Genomic DNA, 14,844 nt, shown 5'->3' with positions numbered 1-14,844 from the left:
GCCGTCCGCTACGAAGCCACCGTGCACATCGCCGCGATCAACGAGTGGCTGTGACCGACTTCGACACAGGCCCTAGCGGCAGTTGCGCTGCTTCGGCGCCAACCGCAGGTCCAGGAAGCGTGCCCGGTTGTTGCTGATGTCGCCGTAGAGGTCCGCGATACTCGTGCTGTTCACGTTGTACGAGACCACCAGGTTGTTCGTGGTGCTCAACGTCGGGTGCACGGCCACGTTGTAGGTGTAGATGTCGCCGGCCGCGTCGGCGTCGTACTCCGGCTGCCCCTCGGGGGTGTCGTAGACCTGCACCCGCTCAGATCCGGCGAATCCGAACGGCGTCGCGGACGTGTGGACGTAGATCTTGGACCCGAGGTAGCTGTCCGTGGTGACGAGCACGTACTGCCCCTGCACCTGCGCCACCCCGTACGAGGAGCCGACCTCGGCCATGATCACCGCGGCGTCACCCTCCTTGGGCGACCAGCCGCTGCCGGTGTAGAACTCCCAGGCCCCGTCGAGGTGACCGACCTTGGCCCGGGCGACGTGCGCCTGCTTGCCCGGCCACTGCGTCGACCCCACGCCGTAGATGTAGATGTAGTCGCCCGCGCGCAGCAGTTCCACGCCCCACTGGATCCCGTGCCCGTCGTAGGTCGGAGTGACCTTGCGCAACCGCAGGTCCGGCAGGGACAGGGCCGCAAGGTCGGTGCCGATCCACTCGAAGCCGAAGTGGCCCTCGCCGGCCGCCTGCTGCTGAAACTCGAAGACGTACAGCTTGCCGTCGTCGACGATGCCGTCACCGTTCCAGTACCACGGCTGGTCGGTGCCGGCCGGGCCGACGATCGGCAGCGGGTTCTGCGCCGTACCGGACAGGATCGTCTCGGTCGGTCGGTCGCTGCCCCGTGGCGAGGTCACGATCGTGTTGTGCACCGGCGCGTGCGGGGTGATGCTGCGGCCGGGACCGACCGGGCCCAGGAAGGTGTCGTTGTACAGCCAGGCCGTGCGCCCGTCGGGCAGCGGCGTCGAATACGTACCGTCGCCACCCGCCCACTCGCCGGCTCGGGCGCGGTCGCCGAAGTGCGCCCACTTCTGTTGCAGCCCGGTCGCCGGCCGCGCGGTCTTCACCACGGGCTCGCAGACGCCTTCGCCGGCGACGCTCGCGCTCGCCCCGGTGATCGGCCCGACCACCGTGGTCGAGCCGACGAGCAGTGCGATGAGTCCTCCGTAGACACGGCTTCGCCGCATGTTTCCTCCCCGATCAGCGCAGGGCAACGTTCACCAAGATCACCTGACGGTTTCACATTCCGTACAGATGCGTCAAGAAGCGCGCAGCGTCCCACAGAACGCATGAACAGGGCCGGCGTTGGGCTCGCCTCAACCGGGGTACGGCCAGCGGCGCGTGGGCAGCAGTTCGGTCGAGCCGTCAGCCGCGATGACCCAGGTACGCGGCGCACAGAGCGGGTCGTCGAGACGGGCGACTTCCGGGCCGGCCACCTCCCGAGCCACCAACCGCAGTGGCGGCCCACAGACCCGGTTGAGGGGTATCGGTACGGAGTTCGTACGAAGCACGTCGTAGGTGACCGGGCCGCGGCCACGGTCCACTTCCACGATCAGAGGACGGTCCAGGTGGTTCTCCACCACGAAGCCAAAGATGTCTCCGCCACCCTCGGTCAGCGGAACGCCGAACCGTCGTACCCAGCCGACCGCGCAGGCGCACAACACCACCGCCACGACGACGAGCACGACGAGAGGCCGCCGCCACTGCCGGCGTCGGTTGGTGCCGAGACGTGGTGAAGGTGTCATCTTTCCTCCCGCCGAAGCCCGGCACCGCGGCGGTGCGCGGGCAGCTCAGTGTTGTGGACGCCAGAGTTGGCTGAAACGGGGTCGTTCGAAGTCGCCGGGCGGCCCGGCGATGACCCCGAGTCGCCGGCGGATCAGGACCGACACGCCATCGACCACGAAGACCAGCAGCAGCACGGCGGCCATCAGCGTCGCCAGCTCCTGGTAGCGGAACAGGTGCAGCGCCACACCGAGCTCCTGCCCCAGCCCGCCCGCCCCGACGTAGCCAATCACCACCGAGCTACGGACGTTGCACTCCCACTGGTAGAGCAGCTGCGACACGATGGTGCCTCGCGCCTGCGGGACGACGGCGAAGAGCGCGGTGGCCGTACGGGAGGCGCCGGTGAGCCGGACCGCCTCCACCGGGGCCGGGTCGACCGCCTCCATCTGCTCGGAGCAGAGCTTGGCCACCATGCCGGCCGAGTGCAGGCTGATCGCGTACACCCCGGCGGCCGGGCCGAGCCCGACCGCCGCCACGAAGAGCAAGGCCCAGAGCAGCTCCGGTACGCCCCGAAGCACCGCCGCGAGCCCTCTCGCCGGGAGGGCCAGCATCCGGGGTGCCCGTACGTTGCTGGCGATGAGCACCGCCAGCGGCAGGCCGAGAACTGCGCCCAGCACCAGCGCGGAGACCGAGATCTGCAGGGTCTGCACGGTCGCGGTGCCGATCCGGCGCAACAGCACGGGGTCCAGGTCGGGTGGGAAGAGCCCGGAGAGCAGCCGGATGGCCCCTTCCCGCCCCTGCACCAGCGATCCGACGCCCACCCCGGTCGCCGAGAGCGACCAGAGCAGGACGGTCGCGCAGACGAGCAGCCCCGCCCAGCGCAACGTCCGTATCGGCGCCCGGGGTTGCGGGACGGCCGGCCGCCCCGCGACCCTCGGGTCCCGTTCCTCCACTTCAGGCGGCATACAGCTGCTCCATCGCGATCCTGGCCGGAGGGCCGTCAGCGACGATCCGCCCCGCGCGCAGCCCGATGACGCGGGGAAACTGTCGGGCCAGCGCGCCGTCATGGGTGGCGAGCAGCAAGGTGACGCCGTGCGCCCCGCGCAGGTCCGCCACGGCGGCGGCGGCCCGCTCCGGGTCCAACCCCGTCGTCGGCTCGTCCGCCAGGAGCAGCCCCGGCCCTCCGAGCAGCGCCCGTACCAGGGCGACGCGCTGGCGTTGGCCGCCGGAAAGGTGCTCGATCCGCCGATCGAGCAGGTCGGCGATCCCATGCCGGTGGGCCAGTTCGGCGAGACGAGCCGTGTGCCGGGACGGCACCCCGCCACGAGCGACGGTGAACCAGTCGCCAAGCCGCCACCGCGAGGACTGGCCCATCAGGATGTTCGTCCGTGCGCTGACGCCGGGGACGAGGTCGTCGCGCTGCCGGAGGAACCCGGATCGCTGCCGCAGCGCCCGCACGCCGGCGGCCGAACCAAAGGGATCACGGCCGCCGACGCGGACCTCACCCGCCAGCGGCCGTACGCCGCCGAGCAGCACCCGCAGCAGGGTGCTCTTCCCGGCGCCCGAGGCACCGAGCAACGCCACTTGTTCGCCCGCGGGCACCCGAAGATCGACCGATTCCAGGGCCGGGACCGGCTGGCTGTCGAACCTGACGGTGAGCCCGGTCAGCGTGACGTCCATGCCGTCACCGCTCGGTGAGTAGACCGAGCCGCAGGGCGTTCTGCCGTACCTCGGTGTAGTCCGTGGTCGAGACCGCCGCGTAGGACTTGGCCCGCATCAGCGACAACAGGGTTGGGTCCGTGATAGCGAGGAACGCGTCGGTGACCTTCTGCCGGGCGGAATCGTCGAGCCCGTCCCGGGCCACCCACGGGTAGCCCATCACCTCGCGCTGCTCCACGACCCGTAGGGCGCCCTTCGCGACGGTGCCCTGCCGCTCCAGCCGGTGCAGGATCCGCAGTTCGAGCCCGCCGGCCTCGACGGACGAGTTGAGCACCGCCTGCGCGGTCGCGTCGTGGCCCCCGGTGAAGGCGACGCTCCGGAGTGGGGGGCAGGTGTTCAGGTCGTCCGACTGGCACTTGGCTCCCGCGTCGACGAGCATCATCCGCGGGTAGAGGCTCCCCGACGTCGAGCCCACGTCCCCGAAGGCGAACCGTCCGCCAGCGGCGACAACGTCCGCGACGGACCTGGTGGGGGCCGCCGCCCGCACGACGACCGCGGACCAGTACCGAGGGGTGCCGGTCTCCTCGTCGACCTCGGTCACCAACGGCACGACACCCGGCGACTGTTCGGCCGCCTGCGTGTAGGTCAGTCCTCCGAGGTAGGCGACGTCGACCTGCTTGGCGACCAGGCCCGCCACCACGCCCGCGTAGTTGTTGGCGACGAAGAGCTCCACCTCGACGCCGAGGCGGTCCGCCAGATAGGCCCGCAGCGGCTCGTACAACGCGCGCTGCTTCTCCGGCGAGACGTTGGGCACGACGCCGACCCGCAGCCGGGAGGGCAGTGCACCGCCAACCGGTTCGGCGGACCCGCAGCCGCTGGCCGTGACGACGAGCAGCACGGCCAGGAAGCTGATCACCAATCGCCCGAACAAACCTCGACGCATCCGCTTCCCCGCCTTCTCCACATATCTGAGTCGGCATCGACCACGAAAGCCCCCCCAGAACGATCACTCATGATATCGAAGATCGCCGCTCGGCAGGTTTCCCTCAATGATGTGGGACGCGTCCGGGGCCACCGGACTCGATCACCTTTGCCACCTCGCTCAGATCACTGTTCAGTTGGTGATCGCGCCGGGGCAACCGGTGCAGCTTCGCCTGCGGGATGACGCGGGAGTAGAGGTCGGCATGCGTCGGTGGAGCGGTCTCGTCCTGAAGTCCGTGAAACACATGCACCGGCACGCCCCGTGGGAGCCTCGCGCCGAGATCGTGCGGCAGTTCGAACTCCTCGCCGGGCCAGCCACCCGGACCGACGAACGGGGCGGCGATCAGCACGATCGCCGCGATCTCCCGCTCCGGTGGCCGCTCGACGAGCGTGTTGATGAGGATCGTCCCGCCCAGCGAATGGCCCGCGACGACCACACCGTCGTCCAGGGCCACGACCTCCTGCCGGATAGCCGCGCTCCAGGTGGCGTAGTCCGGGTCGTCCTCGTCGGGCATACGCGGGTAGCGAACCTCGTACCCGGTCCCCAGTTCCCGCCGCAAGCTGTCGACCAGCTTGTTGTCCCACTCGTCGTGCGTGCCGGCGCCGACGCCCTGAACGAACAAGATCTTCCGGGTCCCCGCCATGATGATCCTCCTTCGGGCCCTTACGTCACTCCAGCTCGTACCCGCCGCCGCCGAGTGTGAAGCCGGCGTCGATGCGACGGCGCGCAGGCGCGCCTGGCCCAGCGTCGCCACGGCCGGAATGATCGGCTGGAGAGGTGAAGATCGCCGCTGGCTCGCGTCAAGCACCATTCAACAGGAGCTGAGCTGGCGATTCAGCACCGTTTCAGGACCGCGTCAGTGGGCTGAATACGGTCCCGCCATGACCTTCAAACGTTTCTCGCGGGCCAGACGCGGGTCTGCTGTGGTGGCGATATTCGCAGTCACAGCGGCCAGTGTGCTGTACGCCGAACCCGCGTCGGCCAGTCCAGTTTCCATCCCCCAGGCAGCGCTCACCGACCGGGCCTTCGGTCAGGTCACCGAGATCCATATCCAGGGCGCCGACCGGATCAGGACCGCCGTACTGTCGGCGGAGTTCGTCCAGTGGCACCGGCTGCACCCGAATGCCACGGCCGCCCAGGCACAGACCCAGCTCACGACGCGCAAGCAGCTCCTCGACAGCTCGCTGACCCCGTTCGACCTGCTGACGCCCGAGCAGGACCTGGTGCTCAAGTCCGTCGACGTGCTGCTCGGCGTCCCCGGCGGCGACACCCGGACCTCGCCGGAGATCACCGGTCTGGTCGGGGCCGTGATCGGCAAGGCGGTCGAACCGTGGGACACCCGCGAGGAACTCGCCTCCGGCGCGCTGCGCACCGGCCAGTGGCTGCGCGGCCGCGACGACGCCCTGACCGCGGTGTGGACGGCGGTGCGACAGGCGGGGGCAGCCAGCGCGCCGATCGCCACCGCCTGGAACGCCGTGCTCGGTGCGCCGTTCGGGGTGGACGTGACCAGCACCTACGAGGAGCTCAAGGAAGACCCCGGGCTGTCCGTCGTGGACCTGGACGCGATCCTGGCGCTGCAGGGCGACTCGGCGGCATACGTCGCGGCGGCCAAGCAGCAGCTCGGCTCCCTGCACGCGCAGCTGCTCGGCCTGAGCTTGGAGATCCGTCTCGAGATCGGCGGCAACAACAGCAAGTGTCCGCCGGAGGGGCCACCGAGCGCCGAGTGCACCGCGGCGGCCAAGAAGGCCGCCGAGGACCGGGACAAGGCGCGGCAGGAGACGATCTCCGACATCAAGGCCGGGGTCGGCATGGTCTCCACCATCATCGGGTTCGCCGACGCGGACGCCGGCAAGAAGGCCAAGGTGATCGGTGAGGCGGTCCTCACCACGATCAGCGCGATCTCCAAGTACGCGGCGGCGATCACCGGCCGCGGCCTGGCCGGCTCGATCTTCAACACCGCGACGTTGGCGATGACCGGCAACATCTTCGGTGCCGTGATGTCGGTCGTCGGTCTCTTCGGTAGCGGCGGACCTTCGCTGGACCAGCAGATCCTCGACCAGGTCAAGGCCCTGCGCGACGAGGTGCGGGCCCTCGGCGACGAGATGCGCGCCAGCTTCGCGCGGGTCGAGGCCCAGATCAACACGGTGTACGCGAACATGATGGCCCAGTTCGACAAGCTGAACGAGGCGATCGCCGGCAACACCGCGCAGATCGCCCTCGTCCAGCAGCAGGTCGCTCAGCTCGGCCTACGCCTGGAGGACATCGCCGCCACCGTGCTGGCCGCGATCGGCGACGCCACCCTGCACGACGCCCGCGCCGACATCAACCAGTACATCGGCTACCTGGAGAACTTCGGCCAGCCGATCCCGACGTACGGCGAGTTCGTGGGTCCGGAGAACGAGTTCCATCTGACCTCCACGCAGTTGGCCAGTGGTGCCGCCTTCGTGGTGCCCAAGACCGACGCCGACAACCCGGCGCTCGACCCGACCAACGTGCTGAACAGCTTCGGTGAGGCCCGGTCGATCAACTACCTGGCGCGGATCGCCAGCGGGCGTGACCCGTCGATGGTCGAACCGGCGACACCGGTGGGCAATCCGACGGTGTGGAACCTCGGCGCGCAGGCGTACGCCATGTTGATGCTGCAGAACCCGACCTACGCCGGCCAGGTCAACGCGGGCCGCGCGGCACAGATCGAGGCGGAGGGCGCACGCATCGCCGACCTCGCGGCCAGCTTCGGTCGGCCTGTCAACGGCAACACCAACAGCCTGATCACGGGGCTGATCAACGAGTACGTCGCGGCCGCCAACGAGTTGTCGACCGCGCTGGCCGCCTTCCGGACAAACGAGATCCAGGTCCGCTGGGAGCCGGACGCCAATGGCGTTCAGTGGAAGACACCCAAGAGCTACGACCTGTTCTGGGACACCGACAAGCCACTCGCCGCGGCACCGGCGAAGGCCGACGACGCGATGGTGCCGTCGTGTAGTGGCAGCGCGCAGATCGACCGGCCCAGCAACGTTCGCTACGACCTGATGTCGAACGTGGTGCGGACGCTCCAGTACGCGTACACGCCGCGTCTCGGCGAGCCGCCGGCGGGCGTACGGGAGTTGCCCGAGGTCGGCTACTGCTACACGCCGAGCTGGGTCCACACCCGCACGACGGGCTACGGCACCGGCGTGGTCCGCTTCTACGGCAAGCTGCGGCTACAGATTCACAGCCGGTTCCGGCTGAACTCCAGCGCGGCCTGGCAGAACTCGCGGACCGCCGACTACACCTGGTCGGACGAGCAGGTGTACCGGATCGACTGCGAGTTGTTCAACTGCGACAGCGAGACCACGCCCCAGCAGGGCCTGACCCAGAAGTGGCCGTCCGGCCGCTACACCTTCGCCTCGTCCGCCACGGCCGTGAACAACGCGGCGCTGGACGCCTCGCTGACGTCGACCCTGCGCGGCTTCCTCCAGGGCCGGCAGAAGTACATGTACGACCGGGTACGGGACCTGAGCACCCAGGTCAGCGGGCCGGTGCCCGCCGCGTTGAAGAAGATGAACACGACAGCACGGCTGCTCCAGGCGTACACCCGGCTCGGTCTGCCCAACGCCCTGGACTCGGACGACGTGCTGTCCGCGAACCTGTTCGGGCAGTACCAGATTCCGGTGAACATGCCGACGGACGCCAAGGTGGGCAACGCCTATGCCAAGGCGAGCGACAACTACGCACAGTGCGGAAGCTCGCCGTGCACGTTCGATCCCGGCCGTCCGCTGCGCGACCAGGTCAGCCTCAAGCTGCCCTGCGAGCCCGCGGTCGACTCGTCGAACCTGCCCGGTGACCCGCTCGGCGACTGTCTGGTCACCAGTGCGCGGTCCCGTGCCGCCGCACTGACCCAGCGGTACGAGGTCTGGGCCGACCAGATGACCGCCGGGCTGCACCGCGAGCGGGTGCCCTGGATGAACGACACCATGGTCGGGCTGCGCATCACCACGCGCCTCACCCACGCCAGCTGACCGACGTCATTGCCGGCGCCTCCGGGCGCCGGCAATGACGTCGGTCAGACCTGGTTCGCGCCACCGTCGACGAAGATCTCGCCGCCGGTCATGAAGCTGCTCTGGTCCGAGACCAGGAACAGGGCGGCGTTGGCGATCTCCTCCGGCCGACCCATCTGGAGGCGAGCATCTCCAGCAGGCCGGGGGCCTCTTCGGGGCTGGCGGCCAGCCCGGCGACGCGGGGTGCCTCTCCATCCAGGGCGGCACCGCCTGCGGCACCGAGAACTCGGCCATCGCCGAATTCCTGGCGGCCAGCCGGCTCGGCGGCGAAGCCGCTCTGGCCGCCCGTTTCGCCCGCGCGGTCGACGAGGGCGATCTCCCCCCGGACGCCGATCCCGCCACCCTGGCCCGCTTTCTCAGCGTCGTCACCGAGGGTCACGCCGTCCACGCCGCTGCCGGCGTACCACGCGGCCAACTGGAACAGTGGGTTGACAACCCGAGCAGCGGCTGCCCCGGTCAGTGACACTGCGTCACCAGCGGCTCGTTCTCGTCGACGAAGTACGTCGAAAGCATCATGGTGGTGACGTCGTTGGTGATGTTCCGAGCGTTGTGAATGACCCCGGGCGGGATCAGGAAGGGCTCCCCGGCGTGGATGGTCAGAGTCGGCCGATCGTCGAACTCCATCGCCACCGTGCCGTGGATGAGGAACCCCACCTCCTCACCGGGATGCTTGTGTCGGCCCGACGCCAGTCCCACCGGAATCTCGAACAGCGTCTGGACGATCAGTCGACCCGGCACCGAGGCCGGGTGCCGCTGCAGTTCGGTGCGCTTGACGGCCGGCGGTTCCGCGACATCAGGTCTCTGCGACATGTGCGTCTCTCCTGCTCTGTCGGGGCTGCTGCTCTGTCGGGGCTGCTGTCCTCATCCGTCCTCCCGGCCCGCTGAGCGTCGCAGACAGCACAACGGCCCACCCACGAAGTCCTGAGTACGTCATCCGCTCGTGCGTCGGCCGAGGCCTCGCGCGGTCTGCCAGCACGGGCTCGGTCTCATCGAACCTTCCTGCCGCAGCCTGTCGACGGACCGGGCCGCGCCGAGCAGCGGTTAGGGTGCGACGGTGACTGTGCACGCCCGCCGAGCCCTGAGCGCGATGCTCTCGGCGTCCCTGCTGCTCCTGGTGCCTGCCTGCTCCGACGGCGCCGACACCTCGGGGGCTGCCGGCAGCGCCCTGCCGGTCGCCGAGGCGTCTGACACCGCCCCGACGCCCACGGCCACCACGACCGGGACCCCGGCTCCTGCCCGCGCGTCGACGATGCCGTCGAAGCCGCCCACGGCCACCACCGCGGTCCCCCGCAACCCCGGCGGCACGGTCCGGGTGGTCGGCCCCGGGCACCCGTACAAGACGCCGTGCCGGGCGATCGCGGCGGCGAAGGCCGGCGACACGATCCAGATCGACGCCAAGGGCAACGGCGGCTACAACGGCGACGTGTGCGGCTGGAGCACCGACGGGTTGATGATCGTCGGCTTCAACGGCCGGGCACGGATCGACGCCGCCGGCAGGAACAGCGGCGGCAAGGCGACCTGGGTGATCGCCGGCAGGAGCACCACCGTGGACAACGTGGAGCTGTCCGGGTCGACGGTGCCCGACGGCAACGGCGCCGCGATCCGCCAGGAAGGCGCCGGGCTCACCGTCAAGCGCAGCTACCTGCACCACAACCAGAACGGCATTCTGACCGGCGCCAACCCGGCCAGTGACATCGTCGTCGAGTCGACCGAGTTCGCCCACAACGGCGCCGGCGACGGCTACACCCACAACATGTATATCGGCGCGGTGCGCAGCTTCACCCTGCGGTACAGCTGGTCGCACGACGCCAAGGTGGGTCACCTCGTGAAGTCCCGGGCGCTGGTCAACGACATCCTCTACAACCGGATCACCGGTCAGGGCGGCAGCGACAGCTACGAGATCGACCTGCCCAACGGCGGGCGGACCCGCGTGATCGGCAACGTGATCCAGCAGGGCCCGAACACCCAGAACCCCACCATCATCGCGTACGGCGAGGAGGGTTCGCCGCACCCGGGCTCGCGCCTCTCGGTGGTCAACAACACCATCGTCAACGACCTGCGCCGGGGCACCGCGATCATGATCGGCGGGTCGGTGAGCGCCAAGGCAGTGGTACGGAACAACATCGTCACCGGCACCCCCACCCTGATCAGCCAGTCAGGCGCTACCGTGGCTGGCAACTGCACGGCCACCGACCCGAAGTTCGCCAACCCCGCCGGGTACGACTACCACCTGCGCGCCGGCTCACCCTGCGCGAACGTGGGCACCGCCACGCCGACGGATCTCACACCCACCGCCCAGTACGTCCACAGCCTCGGCCACAGCACCCGGCGTACCCGCGGTTCAGCCATCGACGCCGGCGCCTTCGAGTCCTGACCACCCGCCGGGGCCGGCGCACCGTGAGGTCTGGAGCCCAGCGCCCGACACGACTCAGCTCAGGCTGATGACGGGCCGGGTCAGGACCACCTCGGAGTACCAGTCGTCGGAGGCGAGCCAACGGCCGAAGTCCTTGTCGCGGTAGGCGGTCGCCAGGGTGAGCCAGCCCAGGAAGAAACCGTCGCCGCCACACGCGGCACCGCCACCGTCGCCTCCGCACACGATGGTTCGCTCGGTCGTCGTCTCATGCTGGTACGGGTCCTGCCCGATCGCCAGACCCCACAGGTTCTGTTCGCGGTGTGGACCCGCCTTGTGATCGAACGGGTAGCCGTCGTTGGCGCTGGTGTCGCCCCAGCGGAACAGGGTCGTCGCACCTGCTCCACAGGCCCACTCCCACTCATCCGGCGTGGTCGTCCGCAGGCCGATGCTGGTCAGCCCGGCCATCGCTTCGTCGTAGGAGACCTCGCGGGTCAGTCGGGCCCGCGTCACGCGACCGGCCCGGTCGAACTCGACGCGCACCCCGCCATCGGGTAGAACCGCCTTCATCCCGCCGATCCCGGGCCTGGCCGACGCGACCAGTTCGACCACCCGAGGATCGTCCGGCGCCAGCGGAGTCTCGCAGGGCTCGAACGCCTGCACCGCGATCAGCATCGCCGGGACCTCGACCATGCGTACCGGCGACGTCATCGCGTCGACATGCTCGGCCAGGGGCGGGAGCTCGTAGTCGCCGGCGCTCTCGGTGTAACTGGCAGCCTGGTCGGGAGTAGGGCGGAATCGGGCCCCGTCGTAACCGAGCGTCGGCCGTCCGCCGGGGACGAGCGCGAACCGCATCCCGTCGCGGTCGAACAGCGCAATCCGGTGCGATCGCCCCGCGTACACCGTGTCCTTCAGACCCACCGCGGTCAGACCGTGTCGGTCGGCGATCTCCCGGGCCAACCGGCGGGCAGCGCCGTCCGTCTGCTCGTTCCACTGCTCGACGGTGAGATCTGCGTATGACACGGCGCAAAGGATAGATCCGCACGCACCGATCGCGCGGACCCGACCCACCCGATCCGATCGAGATTCAGCCGGGCCACCTCCGTCCGGGACGAGATGCCCAGCTCGACCACGAGCGCGCCGCCCGCCACGTATTTGCGGCGGGCGGCGCGTGTGGCGCATGACCTCAGGAGATGGCCACGTCGCGGTAGTAGTGACGGAGGATCGTCTGGTAGCCGTTGCCCGCGTTGGCCAGATCACGCGAGCCGTACTGCGACAACCAGTCCCCGTCCACCCAGCCACCGCACGCGGTCGTGGTCGCACAGTAGTGCGCCTGCAGGATGTTGCCGCTCCGGGTCAACCGGGCCGACCAGGTGCTGTCCACCGCGGAGGACGTCGACGCCTGCGCCGACGAGGGCCGGTAGACCTGGTCGCCGGTGTCGTCCCGGACGTCGTAGCACTGCCCGCCGGACGTCTTGCGGGTCGAGTGCAGCGCCCAGTACCAGCCGTAGCTCTTGACCGCCATGGCACCGGCCTCCAGCGAGGCCTTCGGCCAGCTGGTGATCCACTCGTTCGGGAGGACGTTCTTGACGTACGTCTTGAAGTCCACCCGGTCGACCCGTCCGAGACTCACCCGGTAGACCAGGATGGTGGTCGGCAGCTTGCTGTTGGTGCCGTCGGTGCTGCAACCCGTCGGCCCGCTCAGCAGCTCGTGCGAGGCGTTGTTGTTCTTCAGCGTGGCGTTGAGGTTGCCCTTCGCCCCGGCCGCGAAGTCCTGGCTCGCACCGGCGAAGTTGCTGTTGAAGTAGACCCGCACGGTCTTGCCGGTACGGTTCCAGACCGACGCCGCGTTGTTCTTCACGCACAGACCCTTGCCTGCGCCCGCGCCCTTGAACTCGTAGCAGGACGGCTGGGTCGTACCGTAGTCGTCCAGCGAGTCGGTGAAGTCGGAGATCGAGCCAGCCTGGTTGCTGTTGTAGTAGTAGCAGAACTCGCCGCTGTCGCAGGCCCCGTCGCGGGCGGCGGCGGACGCCGCGCCCGGCGCCACCGCGACGCCGACGAGCGCCACCACCAGGACGGCCAGCAGGCTCGGAACTCTTCTCAGGATGGTCATCCGCGGCCGCCGTTCAGGAGTGGGAGAGGTGAGCGCATGCCGGGTCACCAGCTGCTCGGGACGTACGCCCAGCCCAGGTAGTCGGACCGGTCCCGGAACGTGTTGGTCTGGTAGACGGTCGGCCCGGTGCTGATGGCGCTGTTGCCGCCGATCGAGAGCATGACGTGCCCGGCCGACGTGGTGGACGTGAAGAACACCGCCGTGCCGGCCGGCGGCACCGAGCCGGTGTGGATGCGCCCGCTGTCCCGCTGCCACTCGTAGTGCGCGCGCGCCGTGAGGAACCGGCCGCTGGTGCCGAACGCCCGCTCGACGAACAGCTCGCACTCGTTGTTCCAGTCGGTGTGCCCGAGCCGTGCCTTCGCGAACGCGACGGCCTCGGAGGCGCGCGGGTCAGCCGGGTAGGTGGTGCCGCCGATCTCGTGCGAGGCGTTGTTGTTCTTCAGCGTGGCGTTGAGGTTGCCCTTCGCCCCGGCCGCGAACGACTGGCTCGCTCCGCCGAAGTCGCTGTTGAAGTAGACCTTCACGGTCTTGCTGGTGCGGTTCCACACCGACGCGGCGTTGTTCTTGATGCACACGCCCTTACCCGCGCCCGCGCCCTTGAAGTCGTAGCAGGACGGCTGGGTCGTGCCGTAGTCGCCGAGCGACGAGGTGAAGTCCGAGATCGAGCCCGCCTGGTTGCTGTTGTAGTAGTAGCAGAACTCGCCGCTGTCGCAGACCCCGTCCCGGGCTGCCGCCATCGCCGGTGAGGCGACGGTCAGGATCGAGGTGGTCATGGCGAGTGCGGTGCCGACGACGGCGAGGTTCCTGCGGATGTTCATGGTGTCCTTTCGTGGACCGTGAGGGATGGTTGGTGGGTCGGTGCGGGTGCGGGTCACCGCCCGCGCTGGTACTGCTCCCAGGTCTTGACCGGGATCCGGGGACCGTCGTCCGGGCCACCGTTGGCCAGACCGTTGAGGCCCAGGTAGTAGTCACCGGTCTGGTGCTGCGCCTGGCTGGACAGATCCGTGTCGCTGATCGCCGCGGCGTGGATGTGCCACGGCCAGTCACCCTGACTCGGGTCACGCACCCAGGCGGCGAAACCGACCTGGCGCAGAACCCGGACGGTGGCGGTGCGCTTGGCCGCGGTCAAGCCGGTGACCGCGATGTCCACCACACCCCCGCCGTCGTGCGTACCGGCCGAGGTCGGGTCGCCGCCGGGGTTGTACGAGCCCTGCTCAAGCACCAGCGTGTAACCGAGCAGACGCTGGGCCTCGGCCAGCATCGCCTGGGTACGGGCATCGACGACGTACCCGTCACGCTGGACCTTCGCGCCCGGGCCGATGGTGTTGGCGACGGTGTACCGGTTCTGCCCGAGCTTCGTCAGCGAGGTCGTGCCGGGCAGCCCGTTCGCGGCCAGGCCGGTGTAGCCCAGCGAGCGCTGGTAGGCCGCGTACGCCGAGATGGTCACGGTGCCGAAGTAGCCGTCGACCCACTGCGCGTCCAGCAGGTTCTTGGCCTGGAGCGCCTGCTCCACGGCGAGCACGGAACTCTTCGCGCCCGGGGTCAGCGTGTTGTCGGCACGGCGGGGGTCGATCTGGGCGGCCAGGACGGTGGCCTCCATGTCCACGACCGGCCGCGCGGCCGTGGTGACGACCCGCTGTGCTGTGGCGCCGGATGTCGCGGCCCACGCATGGGCCGGAACGCCGACGGCCACGCAGAGCGCGGCGAGCCCGACGGCGAACCAGGGACGGCGCATGGTCGATCCTCCTCGTAGGTGGTGAGTCACGTTGGGAACGGACATCACCCTGCGAGAAGGAGCGTGCTGTTCGGTACCCCCGCTGTCGTGTCAGATCCGTCAGGTGCTCACCGACCTCGATGGATGCGGTGTTGTCAGCTTGACCGGAACCCGGGACTGACATCGACCGACCGCACCCTGACACCGGATCGGCGGGCCTG

General features: G+C 69.5%; 15 protein-coding genes. 3 read left to right on the top strand and 12 right to left on the bottom strand.

What is annotated here, in order from left to right; genetic code table 11:
- Positions 1 to 72: 72 nt before the first annotated feature.
- From ACFQGL_RS24515 to ACFQGL_RS24490, 6 genes are all read right to left on the bottom strand, one after another.
- Complete coding sequence (locus tag ACFQGL_RS24515) at positions 73 to 1,233, bottom strand: hypothetical protein (protein WP_377514748.1); 1,161 nt, start codon at positions 1,231 to 1,233, stop codon at positions 73 to 75.
- Between the two features lie 129 nt (positions 1,234 to 1,362).
- A complete protein-coding gene (locus ACFQGL_RS24510) occupies positions 1,363 to 1,791 on the bottom strand; it encodes a hypothetical protein (RefSeq protein WP_377514747.1) in 429 nt (142 codons plus the stop codon).
- A gap of 45 nt (positions 1,792 to 1,836) precedes the next feature.
- Positions 1,837 to 2,733, bottom strand: a complete 897-nt coding sequence (gene phnE, locus ACFQGL_RS24505) for a phosphonate ABC transporter, permease protein PhnE (protein ID WP_377514746.1) — start codon at positions 2,731 to 2,733, stop codon at positions 1,837 to 1,839.
- Complete coding sequence (locus ACFQGL_RS24500; protein ID WP_377514745.1) at positions 2,723 to 3,448, bottom strand: ATP-binding cassette domain-containing protein; 726 nt, start codon at positions 3,446 to 3,448, stop codon at positions 2,723 to 2,725. The genes phnE and ACFQGL_RS24500 overlap by 11 nt, the downstream gene beginning before the upstream one ends.
- A gap of 4 nt (positions 3,449 to 3,452) precedes the next feature.
- Positions 3,453 to 4,370, bottom strand: coding sequence for a phosphate/phosphite/phosphonate ABC transporter substrate-binding protein (gene phnD, locus ACFQGL_RS24495; RefSeq protein WP_377514744.1), 918 nt, complete (start codon positions 4,368 to 4,370; stop codon positions 3,453 to 3,455).
- A 103-nt stretch (positions 4,371 to 4,473) separates the two neighbouring features.
- Positions 4,474 to 5,163: an alpha/beta fold hydrolase gene (locus tag ACFQGL_RS24490; RefSeq protein WP_377514743.1), complete on the bottom strand. Its 690-nt coding sequence runs from the start codon at positions 5,161 to 5,163 to the stop codon at positions 4,474 to 4,476.
- Positions 5,164 to 5,335: 172 nt separating this feature from the next.
- On the opposite strand from ACFQGL_RS24490, the gene ACFQGL_RS24485 reads away from it, so the two are divergent.
- Complete coding sequence (locus ACFQGL_RS24485; RefSeq protein ID WP_377514742.1) at positions 5,336 to 8,407, top strand: hypothetical protein; 3,072 nt, start codon at positions 5,336 to 5,338, stop codon at positions 8,405 to 8,407.
- 44 nt (positions 8,408 to 8,451) lie between these two features.
- Here ACFQGL_RS24485 and ACFQGL_RS24480 read toward each other — a convergent pair whose 3' ends face one another.
- Positions 8,452 to 8,562 (bottom strand): SDR family oxidoreductase, encoded by a 111-nt coding sequence (locus ACFQGL_RS24480; RefSeq protein ID WP_377514741.1) that lies wholly within the window; start codon positions 8,560 to 8,562, stop codon positions 8,452 to 8,454.
- Between the two features lie 77 nt (positions 8,563 to 8,639).
- Between ACFQGL_RS24480 and ACFQGL_RS24475 the strand changes: the two genes are divergently transcribed.
- The gene (locus ACFQGL_RS24475) at positions 8,640 to 8,909 is read left to right on the top strand and encodes a TetR family transcriptional regulator C-terminal domain-containing protein (protein WP_377514751.1); all 270 of its coding nucleotides are present in this window, start codon (positions 8,640 to 8,642) and stop codon (positions 8,907 to 8,909) included.
- On the opposite strand, the gene ACFQGL_RS24470 is transcribed toward ACFQGL_RS24475, so the two are convergent.
- Positions 8,903 to 9,256, bottom strand: a complete 354-nt coding sequence (locus ACFQGL_RS24470; protein WP_377514740.1) for a cupin domain-containing protein — start codon at positions 9,254 to 9,256, stop codon at positions 8,903 to 8,905. The two genes, ACFQGL_RS24475 and ACFQGL_RS24470, sit on opposite strands and share 7 nt — an antisense overlap.
- Positions 9,257 to 9,500: 244 nt before the next feature.
- Between ACFQGL_RS24470 and ACFQGL_RS24465 the strand changes: the two genes are divergently transcribed.
- Complete coding sequence (locus ACFQGL_RS24465) at positions 9,501 to 10,820, top strand: right-handed parallel beta-helix repeat-containing protein (RefSeq protein WP_377514739.1); 1,320 nt, start codon at positions 9,501 to 9,503, stop codon at positions 10,818 to 10,820.
- Between the two features lie 54 nt (positions 10,821 to 10,874).
- On the opposite strand, the gene ACFQGL_RS24460 is transcribed toward ACFQGL_RS24465, so the two are convergent.
- The 4 genes from ACFQGL_RS24460 to ACFQGL_RS24445 form a co-directional block, all read right to left on the bottom strand.
- Positions 10,875 to 11,819: a hypothetical protein gene (locus tag ACFQGL_RS24460; protein ID WP_377514738.1), complete on the bottom strand. Its 945-nt coding sequence runs from the start codon at positions 11,817 to 11,819 to the stop codon at positions 10,875 to 10,877.
- 163 nt (positions 11,820 to 11,982) lie between these two features.
- A complete protein-coding gene (locus ACFQGL_RS24455) occupies positions 11,983 to 12,909 on the bottom strand; it encodes a peptidase inhibitor family I36 protein (protein WP_377514737.1) in 927 nt (308 codons plus the stop codon).
- Between the two features lie 44 nt (positions 12,910 to 12,953).
- Complete coding sequence (locus tag ACFQGL_RS24450; RefSeq protein WP_377514736.1) at positions 12,954 to 13,727, bottom strand: peptidase inhibitor family I36 protein; 774 nt, start codon at positions 13,725 to 13,727, stop codon at positions 12,954 to 12,956.
- 53 nt (positions 13,728 to 13,780) lie between these two features.
- Positions 13,781 to 14,644: a peptidoglycan-binding domain-containing protein gene (locus ACFQGL_RS24445; protein WP_377514735.1), complete on the bottom strand. Its 864-nt coding sequence runs from the start codon at positions 14,642 to 14,644 to the stop codon at positions 13,781 to 13,783.
- Positions 14,645 to 14,844 lie beyond the last annotated feature (200 nt).

It is taken from the genome of Micromonospora vulcania (assembly GCF_042658605.1).
GTDB classification, from domain to species: Bacteria; Actinomycetota; Actinomycetes; order Mycobacteriales; family Micromonosporaceae; genus Micromonospora; species Micromonospora vulcania.
The sequence above is the reverse complement of the archived record's forward strand: the minus strand, read 5'-3'. Positions and strand labels throughout refer to the sequence as shown.